This is a genomic window from Pseudomonas sp. NFACC45 (assembly GCF_900113505.1).
GTDB lineage: Bacteria > Pseudomonadota > Gammaproteobacteria > Pseudomonadales > Pseudomonadaceae > Aquipseudomonas > Aquipseudomonas tehranensis.
This window is the reverse complement of the sequence record NZ_FOPO01000011.1, coordinates 229,224-248,947: the sequence shown is the minus strand read 5'-3', so window position 1 is coordinate 248,947 and position 19,724 is coordinate 229,224. Positions and strand designations below refer to the sequence as shown.

Genomic DNA, 19,724 nt, shown 5'->3' with positions numbered 1-19,724 from the left:
AGGCGTAGGCGATCAGCATTCAGACCGCTCATTCCCGCAAGACTAGGAGGCGTAGCAGCTCCCCGCAAGAGGCCGGACACTATTTGACACCCCATGCCCCTGGATGCCTGGGACAACAGGGACGATAAAACCCTGGTAATTGCCAAACACCGTTACAACTTTCCTGCACGCCATACCTATCTACCACCCCGGGTTTGCCTGGACTGTTTTGATACGGACCTTCTCTAGACCTTGCACTTTATCGAGGCGTGTAGAGAAACGTTCGTTAATCACCAGGGAACCTCCATATGCAATCTACCGCCGCCCCCGGCCTTTCAACGAGCCTGAGCCCGACACCCTCTTATGCCGAAAAACATCAGGGTTTGCTGGGCGATTACGAGGCCATGTTATCGCTCGTTCGAAACCATCAGACACCGCTGCAGACGTTGGCCGACAGTCTGGTCAAGCCCAGGCTTTGCTCACCCATGGCGTTGGAAAATGAAACCGGACAACGAGCACTGCACACGCTCATCCAGGACAAAAACTATCAGGCGTTGTGCAAAACGCTGAGCGCCCCTCATTACCACTTGATCGTCACTTTAAAAGACGGCAAAGCCATCTACGAGACACTTTCAAGGAACAGAGAAACCACCATTCAGATTCCACTGAACAACGCTCCCTCTTGGATCGGCCTGCGTGCACAGATTGAAAAAACCGCTCGACTATTGGGTGGGCAAATTCGTTTCGACGGCCAAGTAACATTTGCACGAATGACCTGGTTTTACGGTATTACCCCCTGCAATCCGCAAAACACCGAGCAACGCAACGCCACGATGAATGCGCTGGAAGAGAAACGCGCTCACCACACGCTGGGACTTGGACATGGAATAAACATCGACGCCTTGAGCCCCCACACTGAAAACCTGATCACTGACACAGTGCGTCAATTCCTGCCTACGCCGCACACCCCATTGCTGGCCTACCTCGGCGCTTTGGATATCGACACATTGACGACGACGCAAATCCGGGCGAAGCCTTCGGCGTATCTGGACGCTATTGTGCAATCGACGAACGCCCGGAAACTGGCAACCAGGTTATTGCAAGCGCTGGGCTGGTTCGGCGGTAGCCCCGGCGAGGACATGGCAGCGGGGATATGCACCAAGTTGCTCGCCTACGCCATTCGTCTTTGGCTCGAAAACGGGCAAAACGAGAGCCCGGACAGTATCGCCGGTTACCCGTGGCAACATTCGTCCAACTGGGGGAAAAGCTATGGGCAGATTCGGGCCGAGTTCGAGGCGCATCTGCTGTCTTCAAAACGCGCCGCGACAGTGAACGAATCCATTCTGCTCGCGCGTCTCTATCAACCCTTGTTCCCGCCACACTTCCAGATTCGCGATATACCGTCGCAGCTGCCTTATCGAAGCTCCACCGTCTGGGTGAATTTTGCCCATGGTGTCTATCTTGCTGACGCGATCGACCCGACGTTGCTGCAAAGATTGAGTTTCCAGCAACTGGTCGACTTCCCTGGCCAATACGCCAGTGAAGCCACGGCTGATGACCTGAAACTGGTCACCCTGACAAGATTGAAACCCATGCTGGAATGGGCCGTGACAAACGGCCTGGTTGCCCATAAGGCCAATGGGCACTACACCCTGCCGGAGATACAGACTGCTGTAGAAAAGCTTGACTTCACCATCGATAGCTTGACCCGGGCGGTCAACTGGCTGGATAGCCGCCCCCCCGAGAGGCTGAACATCGCCAGGCTTAAAATGGCGAAGCTCTTCGCAGACGGCCGGTTCGTGACGGATGGCAGGAAGCTGGTGAAAGAGGCCAGCACGTATGCCGCCCCCGTGACTCGACTCAGTGGCCCCATTGGAAGACTCGCCCCCCAAACCTACACATTCGCGGATGTGTATGCATCCGGCCAACTCACCGAACATAAATGGTTCGTCACCCGGCCCGATGGAAAAGTCATCACCGATGTCTGGTTCAGGATCGACCACGATGCAACCCTACAGACTAACTTTGCCGGGCCCGGTTTTACCGCCATTCCCCAGCAGAACCGAACGCTCCCCGATATCGAGCAAACGTTCAAAACCCATTTCGACATCTACCTCAGCTTCATCAGAAGCGCCTATCGCACGTTAATCATCCATCTGCTCGCATCACTGCCTCTGGCTGATCGCCAAGCCCTGGAGCAGGGCGTGATAAAGGTCTACAGCCTCAGAAAAGAAACCACGGGCATTGAAGCCAACAATGAAACCGAAGATAAGACACTGCCCCTGCGCGCGCGTAATGGCTTCATTCTGGAAACGACTAGCCAGCGCAAAACCTCGTACTATGAACTGCTCCCGCGGGCTGGGGTGATCCGCCCACGACCGGATATTGAGCCACACCATCTCGGCGCAGAGCGCAAAATCGAACACTGGAGAGTCAGCCGCGGCTCGGCGGTGAGTGTGGATGTTCTTCGCCATAAAACCCTTCCGTTCGATTGGGATGCCCATGTAAACGGCACTGTCCCCGACGCTCACGCAGAATGCCAAGCCATCTTGGACCCGCTTGGCGTCACGTTCGGTGAGTCGAATATTAGCGACACCGACCATAGCCTACCGCGGACATTGGAATCGAAAATCACCTTGGACGTGGCCTGCTACATTGCCGAGAAGCTGCTTTTCGTTGACGAAAAACAGCTCTACGACCGTTGTTATGGCGAAACTGAATTCGACCGTCAAAAGGCCAAGCGTGAAAAAACCCTGGAAATCATAAAAATGTTTGTGCCCTTCTGGGGCAGTATCGAAGACCTGGCTTCGGGAGACCGTGATCGCCTGGTGAGTGGAGCCTTTGGCCTGTTCACTGATTTTGTTGTCTTCGCCCGGCCCATCGGCAAGTTTGCCTCAGGCTCGCTGAAGTTGGTCAGCGCCGCGGGCAAGTTGAGCATTGGCAAAGCGCTGCCTGCCTTTGCAACGCTCACAGGTAGTTTGCTCAACGCCACCCTGAACCCGCTCGACGGCATTGCCTCCATGCTGCGAGCAGGCAGCCAGAGCGTGTACCGGTTCAGCAAAAAGGGCTATCTGAGCCTCAAGACATTGTCCGGGCGCGCCGGCCAATACGATTTCGTCCAAGGCATGAGTCAGGTCACGGATCCGGGCCGCTGGCGTCCACTGACAATCAATGACCAATTGAGCACGGTGCGCGGCATTGACGATGTTCCTGTGCGCAACACCGCAGCCACAGGCAGCGCTGATTACCGGTTGATTGACCCTTTATCGTCCCGGCCCTACGGCCCTGAACTGGGCGCTGAAGTGTCACCGGGCCGCTCCCACTTCAGCACGCGAGCCCGAACCGATACCGAAGTCCTTGTCGAGTTGCCAGAAAATGCCCGCGTACGAGAGGTGCTTGAAGTCGATGGCGGCCGCCTCTTTTATGTGGATGACGTGCCCTATCGTTTGAAGGCGGGAACCCTGCGCCGCATCAGCCACACGGATGACAGCCCCCCCTTGAGGAAACTTGCGTGCCGTGTCCGGCGTGCGCCAGACGAGGTGTGCAAGACCCGTTATATATTGCCGGACCAGCCTGCCGAGCGCCCACCCGCGGGCGAGTTCAGCACCGAGTTAAGCTGGGCGCCCTGGTTTGGTGACGCAACGTTCTATCCCTCTATACCCAAGCATCCCAACGATCGCGCCCTGCTCGCCTTCGAAGGGAAAATCTATGAACTCAAGGACGGCAAGCTCAACACCTACAAAGGCAAACCGCAATGGATCGGTCTCTCCAGCAGAGTCCCCATCCCCAGGCAAACCATTACGGCGACCCTGGAATTTCAAACCGGCCTTTACGGCAGCATCAAAGTAACCGGTTCGGCAGAAAAAATTGACGATATCCATCAAACCGGCGCGCTCATCATTCCCTCGATCGATGAGCACTTCACGTACATATTCACCCGCTTGAACAGCGATGACTATTACATGACCCGATTGCTCTCCACTGAGAGTGTCGAGTCTCCTCTGAGCCTGAAAAGGCTTGGTCCAAACGACCTGACGCCCGGCTCTTTGGGAGAAGAGCTGCAACGGGTGTACATCGGTTCGTTGAACGCCAACAACGCCGCGCGAATCTACGGCAGAGACCAGGTCGAACGGGCACTGGACAAGATCGATGAAATTTCGATCCCCATTGGCGCACCGAGTCATCCGCCCTCCAATATGAAGTGGCTGAAAGTCAGTACCTACCCCGCCGAGGCGGTGTTATTCGATCGTCGCACCAGAATGATTGTCTCTGATTTGCCTAACGGGGCAGCCGTGTGGCAACCCACCACACAGGCGCCCGAAGCCATACAGAAATCAACCGCAAACATCTTCAACGCGCTTTTTACATCCCCCTCCATTGCGGGCCCGTCTCAATCAACCGGCCGAACGGTGACCATCCATGACGCCATGCAGGAACTGCAAAAAACCCTTCCAACCAAGAACCAAAAAAACATAGCTTTTGCCGACGTCATCACGGCAGCAGGAAACAACGAAATATATGTCAGTGTTTCTGGAATCGAGGACTACACCCGGCACCTGCCCCTGTTCAAATCCCACAGTGGCCACACGCAAGTCACCTTCAAAGACGCCACTTACTTTAATGTTGATGGCATCCGGAGCGCGATTGACCCTGCATCCCTCACCCTGAGCGCCGATGGAAAATTGCTGGCGATCCCTCATCTGATGGATGCTCCGGGCACTTCGGACAGGCTCAGTCGAGTGACCTGCGCAGACAGTGAAAGCAAATTGATTGCCTACATCAGCGAAAAATATCCAAACCCTGAAGAGATCAAGTCGATCACGCTTGCCACCACCCTGCCGCCCTGCGAATCCTGCGCGATTGTCATGAAGGAGTTCGGTCATGAGCGCGGAGCCGATGCGTTGAACGTCATATGGGGACAGCGCCGTAAGCGTCCGGCAACTGAAATGAGCTCTTCAACCGAATCCGATTGATCCCCGGCGATCAATGCTGCTGCAGATGCCCGTAGAGCTTGGCGTATAAACCCCCGTCAGCAATCAGTTGCTGATGGTCGCCATCCTCGGCGATTTGTCCACCGTCGAACACCAGCACCCGGTCGGCCTGCTTCACGGCCGACAACCGGTGCGCGATGATCAAGGTGGTGCGGTTGCTCAAGAACCGCGCCAGCGCCTGGTGCAGGTTGTACTCGGTGGCGGCGTCCAGCGCGGACGTGGCCTCGTCGAGGATCACCACCTTGGGCTCGGCCAGCACCATCCGGGCAATGGCCAGACGCTGGCGCTGGCCGCCGGACAGACGCACGCCGGAACGCCCGACGATGCTGTCCAGGCCGTTGGGCAAACTCAGGATCGTCTGGTGCAGTTGGGCGATTTCCAGCGCTTGCCAGCAGGCCTCGTCCGTGCGCTCGCGACCCATAGTCAGGTTGGCCCGCACCGTGTCGTTGAACAGCGCGGGATGCTGCAGGACCACCGCAACATTGTCGCGCACGGTTTCCAGGCCGATGTCCTGCTGAGTCGAACCGCCGAAACGGATGGTCCCGGCCAGCGGCGTGTACAGCCCCAACAGCAACTGGACCAAGGTACTTTTGCCACCCCCACTGGCGCCGACAATCGCGACTTTTTCACCGGGGGCAATCGACAGATTCATCTGGTTCAGCACCAGTTCGTCGCCGTAGCCGAAACTCAGCCCCTGAACTTCGATACCCACGGTGTCGCGTCCCTGGAACGGGTTAACACTGCCGGTGTATTGCGGTTCGTCGGCACGGGCCAGCAACTCGTTGATCCGCGACAATGCACCGCCGGCGGCATAAAACGCGTACTGCAGATTGAGCAGTTGCTCCACCGGTCCGATCATGAACCACAGGTAGCTGAACACCGCCAGCATCTGGCCGATGGAGAGGTCGGAGAACAGGACGGTGAGCATCGCCGCTGCGCGAAAAATATCGATACCAAACTGAAACAGCAAACCGCTGGCGCGGTTCGAGGCATCGGTTTTCCACTGTGAGCTCACTGCGTAGTCACGGACCTCCCTGGCCCGCGTCCCCAATCGACCAAGGAAATAACCCTGGCGGTTACCGGCACGTACCTCCTGGATAGCATCCAGAGTTTCAGTCAGGGCCTGGGTGAAGCGCGAGGTGCTGTCGTTTTCCAGCTTCTTGAGATGCTTGACCCGTTTGCCCAGCTGCACCGTGGCGTAGATCACCAACGGGTTGAACAACAGGATCAGCAGCGCCAGTTGCCAGTGCATCCACACCAGAATGCCGGCAGTGCCCACCAGTGTCAGCATCGCCACCAGGAAACGACTGAGGGTTTCGCCGACGAATTTATCCAGGGTGTCCAGGTCGGTGACCAGATGCGTGGTTACGGTACCGCTGCCCAGGCTTTCGTACTCGCCCAGGGAAATACGTTTGAGCCGTTCGATCAACCGGACGCGAATGCGATAAACGATGTCCTTGGCCAGCCTGGCGAACAATCGCGCCTGCAGCACGTTGAACAGCAAAGCGCCGCATCGCAGGACCAGGGTCACCACCAGCATCAGGCCAATATAACCGGCCGCGCTTTGCCAGCCGCTCGGCAACGCATGGTTCATGACCTTCAATGCCGCGTCGCCCTGCCCCAGCAGCACTTCGTCCACCAGCAGCGGCAACAGCAGCGGGATGGGTACGCTGCACAGCGTCGCCAGCACGGCCACGCCATTGGCGATCCACAGGGCTTTCTTGTGTTTAAGGGCCAGTCGGCGGATTTCGGCCCAGCTCAAGCGGTCGACGCGTGGCGCAAGGGATGCGTCATCCGCCCGATCAGGCACAGGCCGCGCGCTCCAGCCAGCGGCCCAGCAGTGGCGACAACTGGCTCAGGGGCTGGTAGCCATTGGTAAGCAAGGCCAATTGACCGTCACGTTCGGCCAACAGCGTAGGAAAACCGGCGATGCCAAGATCCTGCACCCAAGTGAAATCTGCAGCAGTGGCCGCATGTTGCTCGGCGCGGTCAAATGCTGCGGCGAACTCGATGCGAGGCAGTCCGGCCTGTTCGGCCAGTTCCACCAGGACGCTGGCGTGGGTCACATCACGACCCTCGACATAAAACGCCTGCTGGATCAGCTTCAACAGCTTCCAGGCCAAGTCCGGCGCCAGGCCACGGGCCGTCACCAGTGCCCGGCAGGCCGGTTCGGTGTCATAGACAAAACCGTCCGGCAACGCACCTTCAAGCTTGAACGTCTGGCCGGTGGCCTGGGTGACGGCCTGCCAATGCTCGAGGATATAACGTCGGGTGGTCGGCTCCAGGGCCGAACCGCTGCCGGTGCGCAAACCGCCCACCACCAGGTGCAGTTCTACCCCGGCGGCCTGCGCTTGCTCGACCAGTGCCTCGGCAACCGGCGCAAAACCCCAGCACCAGGAACACATCGGGTCCATCACATAGAGCAGGCGTGGGGGCATGGTTCAAGCCTCGGAAGGTGATTGCTTATAGTTGTAGCCGATTGGATGCGGCATGTTGCGGGCCTTGGCCAGTTCGATCTGCTTTTGCCGGTCGATGGCGCTGCGCCGGGTTTTCTCGCTCAGCTTATCCCAGCAATGCGGGCAACTGATGCCTGGCACGTAGTGCTCCGAAGCGCGGTCTTCTACGCTCACCGGTGTACGACAGGCATGACACTGATCGTAGTCGCCTTCGCTAAGGTCATGGCGGACGGTCACGCGGTTATCGAACACGAAGCAGTCGCCGCGCCATTTGGTTTCTTCCTGCGGCACCTCTTCAAGGTACTTCAGGATGCCGCCCTTGAGGTGATAGACCTCGTCGAAACCCTGGCCGAGCATGTAGCTGGAGGCTTTCTCGCAGCGAATGCCACCGGTGCAGAACATCGCGACCTTCTTGTGCCGGGCCGGATCGAAATGGGCTTTGATGTACTCGGGGAACTCGCGAAAGCTGGTGGTCTTGGGGTCGATCGCGCCTTCAAAGGTGCCGATGGACACTTCGTAGTCGTTGCGGGTGTCGATCAGCAAGACTTCCGGGTCGCTGATCAGCGCGTTCCAGTCCTGCGGTTCGACATAGGTGCCAACCTGTTTGTTGGGGTCCACGCCTTCGACGCCGAGGGTGACGATTTCCTTCTTGAGCTTGACCTTGGTGCGGTAGAACGGTTGCTCGTCGCAATACGACTCTTTGTGATCGATGTCGATCATGCGTGGGTCGTTCTTGAGCCAGGCCAACAAACCGTCGATGCCTTCGCGGGTGCCGGAAACGGTGCCGTTGATGCCTTCTTCGGCGATCAGCAGCGTGCCTTTGATGCCGTTGTCGAGCATGGCCTTGAGCAGTGGCTCACGCAGCTCGACGTAATCTTCAAGGGTGACGAACTTATACAGTGCCGCCACGACAATGGATGGTGTCATGGGTATTTCTCCAGGTGGCTACCCTCGCAAAGGGTGAACCGGATGCGAAAAAAAACGCGCCCTGTGAGGCGCGTGGCGGATTCTAGCAAAAAACACGTGGGTTGCAGGACTGCAATCAACGCCGGATGTGGCCCATTGGGCTACGCCCTGTAGGAGCTGACGAGTGCAACGAGGCTGCGATCTTTTCCCCTGACAATTGAGTCCAAAGCGAAAGATCGCAGCCTCGTTGCACTCGTCAGTTCCTACAGTTCCTACAGTTCCTACAGCCATCAGCCGCGGCAGATCAGTGCTTGCTGCCCCCGGCACAGGTCGGCGAAGCCGGGGCTGTATCGATCTGCGCCCACTCCTCGGGGGTATAGGTGTGCAGCGCCAACGCATGGAACTCACCCATCAGCTCGCCCAGCGTGCCGTAGACCTTCTGATGACGCTTGACGCGATTGAGCCCCTCGAACTGATGGCTGACCACCACGGCCTTGAAGTGGGTCTGTAACCCACGGCTGTGCATGTGGCTTTCATCCAGCACTTGCAGGTGCTCGGGCTGCAACAGCCCGAGCGTCGATTCGATGCGTTGTTGCATGCTCATACCGGGCTCCGCTTACGGCTTTTTCTTGGCAGGGGCGGCTTTTGGCTCAAGCTCGGCGGTCATGTCCGCCAGCAGCTTGTTGACCACCGGCACTGCGCTTTCCAGCTTGGCCTGGGTCAACTGGGCCGATTGCTGGGTCAGCTGGGGCATTTTTTCCAGGACTTTCTTGCCCAGCGGCGAGCGGTAGAAGGACACCAGTTCCTTGAGTTCCGACTCGCTGAAGTTGGAGGTATAGAGCTTGACCATGTCGGGCTTGAGCTTCTTCCAGCCGATGGCCTGGTCCAGTGCGGCGTTGGCCTTGGCCTGGTAGGTTTCGAGGGTGGCTTTTTTCGACTCGGGCGCCTTGGTCTGTTCAAAGCGCTGGGCGAACATTTGCTGCACTTGCATGTACACCGGGGTACCCAGTTTGTCGGCGTGCGCCAGGGTCAGGAACTCTTCGGCACTGGCGTTGTGGCTGGCGGTATCGGCAAAAACAGGACTGCTGGCACACACCAGAGCAACTGCGGTACAGATGGCACGAAGACGGGTCATCGAGTTTCCTTTTCTACAGGCGAGGTAAAACCCCAAGGGCGATCATTCTGCGCCTAATAAACGCCGAGCCTCAACCCCATTGCTCTACGCGTCCGATTGACGGGCCGAAACGATCGAAAAATGATTGAGGGAACCCGTGTCGCCCTTCAGGGCCTAAACTGCGCATTCAGACCTACAGGAGTTTGACCCGATGAGCCGTATCGAAACCGACAGCCTTGGCCAGGTTGAAGTCCCGGATGAAGCCTACTGGGGCGCCCAGACGCAGCGCTCGCTGATCAACTTTGCCATTGGCAACGAACGCATGCCGCTGTCGGTGCTGCACGCCTTGGCACTGATCAAGAAAGCCGCGGCGCGGGTCAATGACCGCAATGGCGACTTGCCCGCCGACATCGCGCGCCTGATTGAACAGGCCGCCGACGAAGTCCTGGCCGGCCAGCATGACGACCAATTCCCGCTGGTGGTCTGGCAGACCGGCAGCGGAACCCAGAGCAACATGAACGTCAACGAAGTGATCGCCGGGCGCGCCAACGAGCTGGCGGGCAATCCCCGCGGCGGCAAGAGCCCGGTGCACCCGAACGACCACGTCAATCGCTCCCAGAGCTCCAACGATTGCTTCCCCACCGCCATGCACATCGCCGCCATCCAGGCGGTCCATCAGCAATTGCTGCCGGCGATCGCCGAGTTGTCCGGTGCACTGGCGGAATTGGCGGCGCGCCACATGAAACTGGTCAAGACCGGCCGCACCCACATGATGGATGCCACGCCGATCACCTTCGGCCAGGAGTTGTCAGCCTTCATCGCTCAACTCGATTACGCCGAACGGGCGATCCGTGCGGCGCTGCCGGCGGTTTGCGAACTTGCCCAAGGCGGTACGGCAGTGGGCACCGGACTCAATTCGCCCCACGGCTTCGGCGAGGCGATCGCCGCTGAACTGGCGGCGCTGTCCGGCCTGCCCTTCGTCACCGCGCCAAACAAGTTCGCGGCGTTGGCCGGCCATGAGCCCCTGACCACGTTGTCCGGCGCACTGAAAACCCTGGCCGTGACCCTGATGAAGATTGCCAATGACCTGCGCCTGCTGGGTTCCGGGCCACGGGCCGGGTTCGCCGAAGTGAAGTTGCCAGCCAATGAACCGGGCAGTTCCATCATGCCCGGCAAGGTCAACCCGACCCAGTGCGAGGCCTTGTCGATGCTGGCCTGCCAGGTCATGGGCAACGACGTGACCATCGGTTTCGCCGCCAGCCAGGGTCATTTGCAATTGAACGTGTTCAAGCCGGTGATCATTCACAACCTGTTGCAGTCGATCCGTCTGCTGGCCGATGGCTGCAGCAATTTCCAACAGCACTGCATCGCCGGGCTCGAACCGGATGCCGAGCAGATGGCGGCGCATCTGGAACGTGGCTTGATGCTGGTCACCGCCTTGAACACACACATCGGCTATGACAAATCCGCCGAAATCGCCAAGAAAGCCTACGGCGAAGGGCTTACCCTGCGCGAAGCGGCCTTGCAACTGGGGTATCTGACCGATGAAGAGTTCGATGCCTGGGTGCGGCCGGAAAATATGCTGGAGGCCGGTAGTCAGGGCTGAGATGTGTATTGGGGGATAGTCCGCCATCGCGAGCAGGCTCGCTCCCACAGGGGGATCTGTGTTGGCCGCAGTATTTGCATCCAACACAGATCGGAAATGTGGGAGCGAGCCTGCTCGCGATGAGGCCGGTCGGGTCGCGATCTATCGCCCGACAGCCAGTCGCTCACGCCGAGCTCTGAGCCCAGCCATCAGCGACGGTCCCAGCGCCACTAGCGCCGAGCCCAACACCACCAGCACCGCCCCGCCATACCCCAACAGATTGATCTGCTCGGCATGCACATAATCGGGCCACCACCAGGCTGCCAACGCCACTGCGGCGAAGGTCACCAACGGCGTGATCGCCAGGGTTGCGCTGACCCGCGACGCTTCCCAGTGAGCCAGGGCCTCGGCAAAGGCGCCGTAGGCAATCAGGGTATTGAGGCAGCACGCAAGCAGTAGCCAGCCTTGCAGCGGGCTCAGTTGCAGCGCCTCCAGCGGATGCACCCAGGGCGTGAGCAACAGCGCGCAGAACAGGTAGATCACCATCATCACCTGCAACGAATTCCACACCGTCAACAGTTGCTTCTGGCCCAGGGCATAAAAAGTCCAGACCGTCGACGCCAGCAACACCATCAAGACCCCGGCGGTGTAGTCGCTCAGGGAAGTCAGCAGCTCGCCGAGGCGCTGGTTGAAAAACAGCGTGAAACCGATCAACAACACCAGCAGGCCGATGCCCTGCCCCACGCTGAAACGCTCCTTGAACACAAACAGACTGGCGACCAGCAACATGATCGGCCCCATCTGCACCACCAGTTGCGCGGTGCCGGGGCTCAGGCGATTGAGGCCCATCAGGTACAGCACGTAGTTGCCAACCAGCCCCAACACCGCCATTGCCACCAGCCAGCCACCCCGGGGGCCCAACACCTTGCGACTGGGCAAACGGCGAGTGGCCGTCAGGTAGATGAACAGCAAGCCACCGGACACCAGCAAGCGAAACCAGGTCACGGTGACCGGATCCATCACCTGCAGCACTTGCTTGAGCTTGATCGGCAGGATGCCCCACAGCAGGGCGGTCAGCAGGGCGAGGAACAGGCCGTAGACCCAGCGACCGGACGATATGTGCATGCAACCCTCGCAGCTCAAGACAAAGAGCTCCCATTCTAGGCGCGGATCGCTCCAGGACACAGGGACAGTTAGGCCGTGGACGTCCATGGGACTGTACGGGTCGTTGCCGTCGATCGCCTGACCAGGCGCAAATCAAGGACTGCACATAAGCTCAAATGACATTGACCCCGCTGCCTATGGAGACCGCCATGTTCGGCAAACGCGCCCAGGATCCCGCCCCTACGACGATTTTTCGCAGCGACCGGATCTGCCGGGTAAACAGCGAGTTTTATTTCAATACCCGAGAAGGCACACAGGAAGGCCCGTTCGCCAGCCGCGAGGATGCGTTGCGGGAAGTGGAGGCGTATATCCAGCGGATGTTGCAATTGACTCAGGTCGCCAGCTAGCGCAGCCCCCTCTTGTGGCGAGGGGATTTATCCCCGCTGGGCTGCAAAGCAGCCCCAATGCAGATCACTCTGTCAGCCTGATACACCTCGGTTGTAGATTTTAGGGTTGCTGCGCAACCCAGCGGGGATAAATCCCCTCGCCACAAGTAATCATCTCGCTAACTGTCAGCGCCCGCTTATCTCACCGCCTCAAACAACCCCGTCGCCCCCATCCCACCGCCCACGCACATGGTCACGATGCCATAGCGCAGGCTGCGCCGTTGCAGCTCGCGCACCAGATGCCCGACCTGGCGCGAGCCGGTCATGCCGAACGGGTGGCCGATGGAAATCGAACCCCCGTTGACGTTGTACTTCTCGTTATCGATTTCCAGCCGATTACGGCTGTAGAGGCATTGGGAGGCGAAGGCTTCATTGAGTTCCCACAGGTCGATATCGGCGATCTGCAAGCCCTTGGCCTTGAGCAGTTTGGGCACAGAAAACACCGGACCGATGCCCATTTCGTCCGGCTCGCAACCGGCCACGGTAAAACCACGGAAAAACGCCTTGGGTTTGAGGCCCAGGGCCAGGGCTTTTTCCAGGCTCATCACCAGGGTCATCGAGGCCCCATCGGACAACTGTGACGAGTTACCCGCCGTCACCGAGCCGTCTTCAGCAAACACCGGCTTGAGGCCAGCCAGGCTTTCATAGGTGGTGTCGGGGCGGTTGCAATCGTCGCGATCAACCACGCCGTCGAGCATCTGCACCGCACCGGTGTGCTTGTCCTCGACCTTGTACTTGACCGCCATCGGCACGATCTCGTCGTCAAACAGCCCGGCCGCCTGAGCCTGTGCGGTACGTTGCTGACTCTGCAAGGCGTAGCGATCCTGTTCTTCACGGCTGACTTGATAACGGCGGGCGACGATCTCGGCGGTCTGGCCCATGGGGAAGTAAATCCCCGGCACCTGCTCCTTGAGCAGCGGATTGATCAGGTGATCGGTATTGACGCTTTTCATCGTCAGGCTGATGGATTCCACGCCACCGGCAACAATGATCTCGCTGCAACCGGAGGCGATCTGGTTGGCGGCGATGGCAATCGCTTGCAGGCCCGAAGAACAGAAGCGGTTAAGGGTCATGCCGGCGGTGCCGATGCCCAATTGCGAAAGCACCGCCACGTTACGGCCGATGTTATAGCCCTGGGCGCCCTCGTTCGAACCGGCGCCGACGATGCAGTCCTCGACGCTGGCCGGATCGATCCCGTTGCGCGCCAACAACGCATCGACACAATGGGCCGCCATGTCGTCCGGGCGGGTCATGTTGAACTTGCCGCGAAAGGATTTGGCCAGGCCGGTCCGCACGCTGTCGACGATCACCACTTCACGCATGGCTGTACCTCAATTGTTATTGTCGGTTAGGAGTCAATTGAGCATAAATCCACTGCATAACCGACCGCGACGATCATTCACCTCGCGTATGCGTTCCCATCGCCCACTACTTGCCCTTCCTGGCTTTGCGCGCCTGTTTTGCTGAGCGCTCGAAGGCCTCCTCCAGCGCCTCATTAAGCGTGCGCAACACCTTGACCCGGGCCCAGCGCTTGTCATTGGCCTCCACCAGGGTCCAGGGAGAAATCTCGGTGCTGGTACGGTCGACCATGTCGCACACCGCCGCCCGGTAGGCATCCCATTTGTCACGGTTGCGCCAGTCGTCCTCGGTGATCTTGAAGCGTTTGAAAGGGATCGCTTCACGCTCTTGAAAGCGCTCCAGTTGAGTCTCCTTGTCGATGGCCAGCCAGAACTTGACCACCACCACCGAGGCATCGGCAATCTGCTCCTCGAAATCATTGATTTCGCCGTAGGCCCGCAGCCAGTCGGCCTTGCTGCAAAAACCTTCGACCCGCTCCACCAGCACCCGCCCGTACCAGGAGCGATCGAACACGGTGAACTTGCCCCGCGCCGGGATATGCCGCCAGAACCGCCACATGTAAGGATGGGCGCGCTCTTCTTCGGTGGGCGCGGCAATCGGCACGATGCTGTACTGGCGCGGGTCGAGCGCTGCCGCGACCCGTCGGATCGCGCCGCCCTTGCCCGCTGCATCGTTACCTTCAAACACTGCCACCAGGGCATGGCGGCGCATGCGTTTATCGCGCAACAGGCCGGAAAAACGCGCCTGTTCGGTGATCAGTTGCTCTTCATAGTCGGCCTTGTCCAGGCGCAAGGTCATGTCCAGGCTGTCCAACAACGTGATTTGCGGGTCCAGCGCTGGCAACGGCGCCACGCTGACTTTATCCGCATTGACCTTCGACCGGTCCAGCGCCTGGCGCATCCCGTCGAGCAAGATCCGCCCGACCGTAAGGCTGCGGTAACAGGCGTCCATGCCTTCGATCACATGCCAGGGCGCGTAATCACGGCTGGTACGGCGCAGTACTCGTTCACCGTATTTGACGAACTTGTCGTAGGTCTGGGACTGCTGCCAGTCCAGTGGGCTGATGCGCCAGCTGTGCAGCGGGTCGTCCTTGAGCCCTTTGAGCCGGGCTTTCATCTGTTTCTTGGACAGGTGGAACCAGAACTTGAAGATCAGCGCGCCTTCATCGCAGAGCATTTTCTCCAACCGTTCAGCGCCATTGATGGCCTGGTCGAGTCGTGGGTCCTTGATCTGGTCATGCACGCGACCCTGCAGCATCTGGCTGTACCAGTTGCCAAAGAAAATCCCCATGCGTCCCTTGGCCGGCAGCATCCGCCAATAACGCCAGGCCGGTGGTCGCGCCAGCTCCTCGTCGGTCTGCTGATCAAAAGTGCGCACTTCGATCAGCCGCGGGTCCATCCACTCGTTGAGCAATTTCACCGTTTCGCCCTTGCCCGCGCCTTCGATGCCGTTGATCAGCACAATGACCGGAAAACGACGCTGCTGATGGAGCTCGTACTGGACTTCGAGCAACGCTTCACGCAGTGCCGGTACTTCGGCGTCATAGGTGTCTTTATCAACGGCGTGACCGATTTCGGCGGATTCGAACATGGGCAGCTCCTTCCAGGGAATGGGGCAAGACTAGCGGATTGGACGCCGGCCGTGCACTCGGCAGCGCAGGCAGATGCATACACAAGGGAGCGCTCAGCGATCGATCGGCTAGAATGGCCTCCCCGTTTTGACCGAGCCTGCCATGACGCCCGTACAGCACCACGCCCAACTCGACTGGGACGATCAAGGTCGCCCGCGCTCGCGGGTGTTCGACGATGTGTATTTTTCCGACCAGTCGGGCCTGGACGAAACCCGCTATGTGTTCCTTGAACAGAACAACCTGGCCGAGCGTTTTACTGCGCTGCCGGACGACGGGCGGCTGGTGATCGGTGAAACCGGGTTCGGCACCGGGCTGAATTTTCTCTGTGCCTGGCAGTTGTTCGAACAGTGCGCGCCGGCCGGGGCGCGGCTGCATTTTGTCAGTGTCGAGAAGTACCCCTTGAGCCCTGAGGACTTGCGCCGGGCACTGGACTTGTGGCCACAGCTCAAGCTTCAGGCTGATCAACTGCTTGTGCAATACGTCGCAATCCATCAGGGCTTCCAGCGCCTGACGCTGGCGGACGGTCGGGTGACGCTGACCTTGTTGATCGGCGATGCCCTGGAGCAATTGCCGCAGCTGGATGCGCAAGTCGATGCCTGGTTCCTGGACGGTTTCGCGCCGGCGAAAAATCCCGAGATGTGGACCGCCGAGCTGTTTGCCGAACTGGCGCGCTTGGCTGCGCCCGGCGCGACCCTCAGCACCTTCACCAGCACCGGCTGGGTGCGACGGTTGTTGAACGCGGCCGGCTTCAAGATGAAGCGCACGCCGGGCATCGGCCATAAATGGGAAATCCTTCGCGGAGTGTTTCTCGGCTGGCCGCAGCTGACGCCCGCCCCGCCCCTGGTTAAACCTTGGTACGCCCGCCCCGCGGCGCACAGCGGTGAGCGTCGAGCCTTGGTGATCGGCGGCGGCCTCGCTGGTTGCGCCAGCGCAGCCAGCCTGGCGGCCCGTGGCTGGCAGGTGACGCTGCTGGAACGGCATGCCGGGTTGGCCGAAGAAGCCTCCGGCAACCCGCAGGGCGTGTTGTATCTCAAGCTTTCGGCCCATGGCACGGCGTTGTCGCAGATGATCCTCAGCGGTTTCGGTTACACCCGACGCTTGCTCGAACATCTGCAGCGAGGGGTCGACTGGGACGCCTGCGGTGTCTTGCAACTGGCCTTCAGCGACAAGGAAGCCGAGCGCCAGGCGCAATTGGCCGAGGCCTTTGCCGAGGATTTGCTGCACGTCCTGGATCAGCCCCAGGCCGAGGCGCAGTCCGGTATCGGCCTGGCCTGTGGCGGTCTGTTTTACCCGCAAGGCGGTTGGGTCCATCCGCCCGCGCTGTGCCGCTGGCAGGCATCCGGCCTCAAGATTGAGGTGCAAGCCCACCATGAAGTCCTCGAGCTGCGCCGCATCGACGGCCAATGGCAGGCCTGGGATGGTGAACGTTGCCTGGCCAGTGCACCGGTCGTGATCCTCGCCAGCGCCGCCGAGATCAAACGCTTCGACGCAGCCGTCGACTTGCCCCTCAAGCGCATTCGCGGACAAATCACCCGCCTGGCGCAAACCACCCGCAGCCAGGCACTGCGCACGGTGGTTTGCGCTGAAGGCTACGTGGCGCCGGCACGGTTGGGCGAGCACACCCTGGGGGCCAGTTTCGATTTCAAGAACGACGACCTGACCCCCACCGCCGCCGAGCACGCCGGCAACCTGCAGATGCTGGAGCAAATCTCTGCTGATCTGGTGGAACGCTTGGACGCCAGCACTCTGGACCCGGAACACCTCCAGGGCCGCGCAGCGTTCCGTTGCACCAGCCCGGACTATTTGCCGATTGTCGGTCCCTTGGCCGAAAGTCGCGCCTTCACCCAGGCGTACTCGGCGCTGAGCAAGGACGCCCGCCAGGTGCCGGACTGCCCATGCCCCTGGCTCGAGGGCTTGTACGTCAACAGCGGCCACGGGTCTCGGGGCCTGATCACCGCGCCCTTGTCGGGCGAGTTGATTGCCGCCTGGCTGGACAACGAACCCCTGCCCCTGCCCCGCAGCGTGGCCGAGGCCTGCCATCCGAACCGGTTTGCGTTGCGGTCGCTGGTTCGGGGCAAACCGGTCTGACGAGCACCGGATAATTGCTTGCCCAACACCTTCCTCCTGTGGGAGCGAACCTGCTCGCGATAGCGCTGGATCAGCAGCATTTGAGTTGACTGATACTCCCCTATCGCGAGCAGGGTCGCTCCTACAGGGCTTTTGGTGCTCTTAAATTTATACGGCAGACCAAACGACCCCATCCATCGGCTTATAACGCATTGATCTAAAACTCACGGCAATCCCATCGGTCAGTTTCAGAGTACCTGCCATTTCGGCGCGTGCGGTTTCACCTCCCCAACGGAAAAACCGGTAAGGACTTATGTGCGGATTAGCTGGAGAGTTACGTTTCGATCAACAACCTGCGGACCTTGCGGCCGTAGAGCGAATCACCCATCACCTGGCCCCTCGCGGCCCCGACGCGTGGGGTTTCCACAGTCAGGGCCCCATTGCCCTGGGCCATCGGCGCCTGAAAATCATGGACCTGTCCGACGGCTCGGCCCAGCCGATGATCGACAATCAACTGGGCCTGTCCCTGGCCTTCAACGGCGCGATCTACAACTACCCTGAATTGCGCGCCGAGCTGGAAGGCCTGGGTTACGCCTTCTATTCCGGTGGCGACACCGAAGTGCTGCTCAAGGGCTACCACGCCTGGGGCGAAGCGCTGTTGCCCAAGCTCAACGGCATGTTCGCCTTCGCCATCTGGGAACGCGACGCCAAGCGGCTGTTCATCGCCCGCGACCGTCTCGGTGTCAAGCCGCTGTACCTGTCGCGCACCGGCCAGCGCCTGCGCTTTGCCTCGGCGTTACCGGCGCTGCTCAAGGGCGGCGACATCAGCCCGATGCTCGACCCGGTGGCGCTGAACCACTACCTGAACTTCCATGCCGTGGTCCCGGCGCCCCGTACCCTGCTGGCCGGCGTTGAAAAGCTGCCGCCCGCCACTTGGATGCGGGTCGAAGCCGACGGCTCCACCGAGCAGAAAACCTGGTGGACCCTGCCCTATGGTCCCCGGGCCGATGAGCAAAACCTGAACCTGCAGGACTGGATCGACCGCGTGCTCGACAGCACCCGCGAAGCGGTCGCCATTCGTCAGCGTGCCGCCGTGGATGTGGGCGTGCTGCTTTCCGGCGGCGTGGACTCCAGCATGCTGGTGGGCCTGCTGCGGGAAGTCGGTGTGGAAAACCTGTCCACCTTCTCCATCGGCTTCCAGGATGCCGGCGGCGAGCGCGGTGACGAGTTCCAGTATTCAGACCTGATCGCCAAGCACTACGGCACTCATCACCATCAGCTACGCATCGACGAAAAAGAAATCATCGAGCAACTGCCGGCGGCCTTTCGGGCCATGAGCGAGCCGATGGTCAGTCACGACTGCATCGCCTTCTACCTGTTGTCACGGGAAGTGTCCAAGCATTGCAAAGTGGTGCAAAGCGGCCAGGGCGCCGATGAACTGTTCGCCGGTTACCACTGGTATCCGCAGGTGGACGGCGCCAGCGATCCATACGCGGCCTATCGCGCCGCGTTCTTTGATCGCAGCTACGAAGAATATGCCGCTACCGTGCAGCCCAAATGGCTGACGGCCAACGACGCGGCCGGTGACTTCGTCAAGGACCACTTCGCCCAGCCGGGCGCCGACGCGGCGGTGGACAAGGCCCTGCGCCTGGACAGCACGGTGATGCTGGTGGACGACCCGGTCAAGCGTGTCGACAACATGACCATGGCCTGGGGCCTGGAAGCGCGCACGCCCTTCCTGGATTACCGACTGGTGGAACTCTCGGCGCGGGTTCCGGCGAAATTCAAGCTGCCTGACGGCGGCAAACAGGTCCTCAAAGAAGCCGCTCGACGGGTGATCCCCGGCGAAGTCATCGACCGCAAAAAAGGCTATTTCCCTGTACCCGGTCTCAAGCATCTGGAAGGCAACACCTTGGTCTGGGTCCGCGAACTGCTGCTGGATCCGAGCCAGGATCGCGGCCTGTTCAACCCGGCGATGCTGGATCGACTGCTGACCGACCCCAACGGCCAGCTCACCCCGTTGCGCGGCTCAAGGCTGTGGCAACTGGCGGCGCTGAACCTGTGGCTCAGCGAGCAAGGAATCTGAT

Annotated in this window: 13 protein-coding genes; 5 read left to right on the top strand and 8 right to left on the bottom strand. The window is 60.1% G+C overall.

Annotation, left to right across the window (positions count from 1 at the left end):
• Positions 1–287: 287 nt before the first annotated feature.
• Entirely contained in the window at positions 288–4,952 is a 4,665-nt protein-coding gene (locus BM132_RS21020) for a deaminase domain-containing protein (protein ID WP_092458474.1), read from the top strand.
• Positions 4,953–4,962: 10 nt separating this feature from the next.
• On the opposite strand, the gene BM132_RS21015 is transcribed toward BM132_RS21020, so the two are convergent.
• The 5 genes from BM132_RS21015 to BM132_RS20995 form a co-directional block, all read right to left on the bottom strand.
• Entirely contained in the window at positions 4,963–6,780 is a 1,818-nt protein-coding gene (locus BM132_RS21015; protein WP_092458472.1) for an ABC transporter ATP-binding protein, read from the bottom strand.
• On the bottom strand, positions 6,773–7,375 hold the full coding sequence (locus BM132_RS21010) for a DsbA family protein (protein WP_171061403.1): 603 nt from the start codon (positions 7,373–7,375) through the stop codon (positions 6,773–6,775). The genes BM132_RS21015 and BM132_RS21010 overlap by 8 nt, the downstream gene beginning before the upstream one ends.
• A gap of 36 nt (positions 7,376–7,411) precedes the next feature.
• Positions 7,412–8,353 (bottom strand): oxygen-dependent tRNA uridine(34) hydroxylase TrhO, encoded by a 942-nt coding sequence (locus BM132_RS21005; protein WP_092458466.1) that lies wholly within the window; start codon positions 8,351–8,353, stop codon positions 7,412–7,414.
• 283 nt (positions 8,354–8,636) lie between these two features.
• Positions 8,637–8,936 (bottom strand): BolA family protein, encoded by a 300-nt coding sequence (locus BM132_RS21000; RefSeq protein ID WP_047226295.1) that lies wholly within the window; start codon positions 8,934–8,936, stop codon positions 8,637–8,639.
• A 12-nt stretch (positions 8,937–8,948) separates the two neighbouring features.
• Positions 8,949–9,467, bottom strand: a complete 519-nt coding sequence (locus tag BM132_RS20995; protein ID WP_092397617.1) for a DUF2059 domain-containing protein — start codon at positions 9,465–9,467, stop codon at positions 8,949–8,951.
• Positions 9,468–9,657: 190 nt separating this feature from the next.
• On the opposite strand from BM132_RS20995, the gene BM132_RS20990 reads away from it, so the two are divergent.
• Positions 9,658–11,052, top strand: a complete 1,395-nt coding sequence (locus BM132_RS20990) for a class II fumarate hydratase (RefSeq protein WP_076385794.1) — start codon at positions 9,658–9,660, stop codon at positions 11,050–11,052.
• Positions 11,053–11,193: 141 nt separating this feature from the next.
• On the opposite strand, the gene BM132_RS20985 is transcribed toward BM132_RS20990, so the two are convergent.
• Positions 11,194–12,156, bottom strand: a complete 963-nt coding sequence (locus BM132_RS20985) for a DMT family transporter (RefSeq protein WP_092397615.1) — start codon at positions 12,154–12,156, stop codon at positions 11,194–11,196.
• A gap of 188 nt (positions 12,157–12,344) precedes the next feature.
• Here BM132_RS20985 and BM132_RS20980 point away from each other — a divergent pair, with 188 nt between their 5' ends.
• Positions 12,345–12,542: a DUF6316 family protein gene (locus BM132_RS20980; protein WP_092458464.1), complete on the top strand. Its 198-nt coding sequence runs from the start codon at positions 12,345–12,347 to the stop codon at positions 12,540–12,542.
• A gap of 176 nt (positions 12,543–12,718) precedes the next feature.
• Here the strand turns inward: BM132_RS20980 and BM132_RS20975 are convergent, their stop codons facing one another.
• Together BM132_RS20975 and pap are read right to left on the bottom strand one after the other, a co-directional pair.
• The gene (locus BM132_RS20975; protein ID WP_092458461.1) at positions 12,719–13,903 is read right to left on the bottom strand and encodes a thiolase family protein; all 1,185 of its coding nucleotides are present in this window, start codon (positions 13,901–13,903) and stop codon (positions 12,719–12,721) included.
• A 106-nt stretch (positions 13,904–14,009) separates the two neighbouring features.
• Positions 14,010–15,530, bottom strand: coding sequence for a polyphosphate:AMP phosphotransferase (pap, locus tag BM132_RS20970; protein ID WP_092458458.1), 1,521 nt, complete (start codon positions 15,528–15,530; stop codon positions 14,010–14,012).
• Between the two features lie 142 nt (positions 15,531–15,672).
• On the opposite strand from pap, the gene mnmC reads away from it, so the two are divergent.
• Positions 15,673–17,658, top strand: coding sequence for a bifunctional tRNA (5-methylaminomethyl-2-thiouridine)(34)-methyltransferase MnmC2/FAD-dependent 5-carboxymethylaminomethyl-2-thiouridine(34) oxidoreductase MnmC1 (gene mnmC / locus BM132_RS20965; RefSeq protein ID WP_092458456.1), 1,986 nt, complete (start codon positions 15,673–15,675; stop codon positions 17,656–17,658).
• A 292-nt stretch (positions 17,659–17,950) separates the two neighbouring features.
• A complete protein-coding gene (locus BM132_RS20960) occupies positions 17,951–19,723 on the top strand; it encodes an N-acetylglutaminylglutamine amidotransferase (protein WP_092458453.1) in 1,773 nt (590 codons plus the stop codon).
• Position 19,724 lies beyond the last annotated feature (1 nt).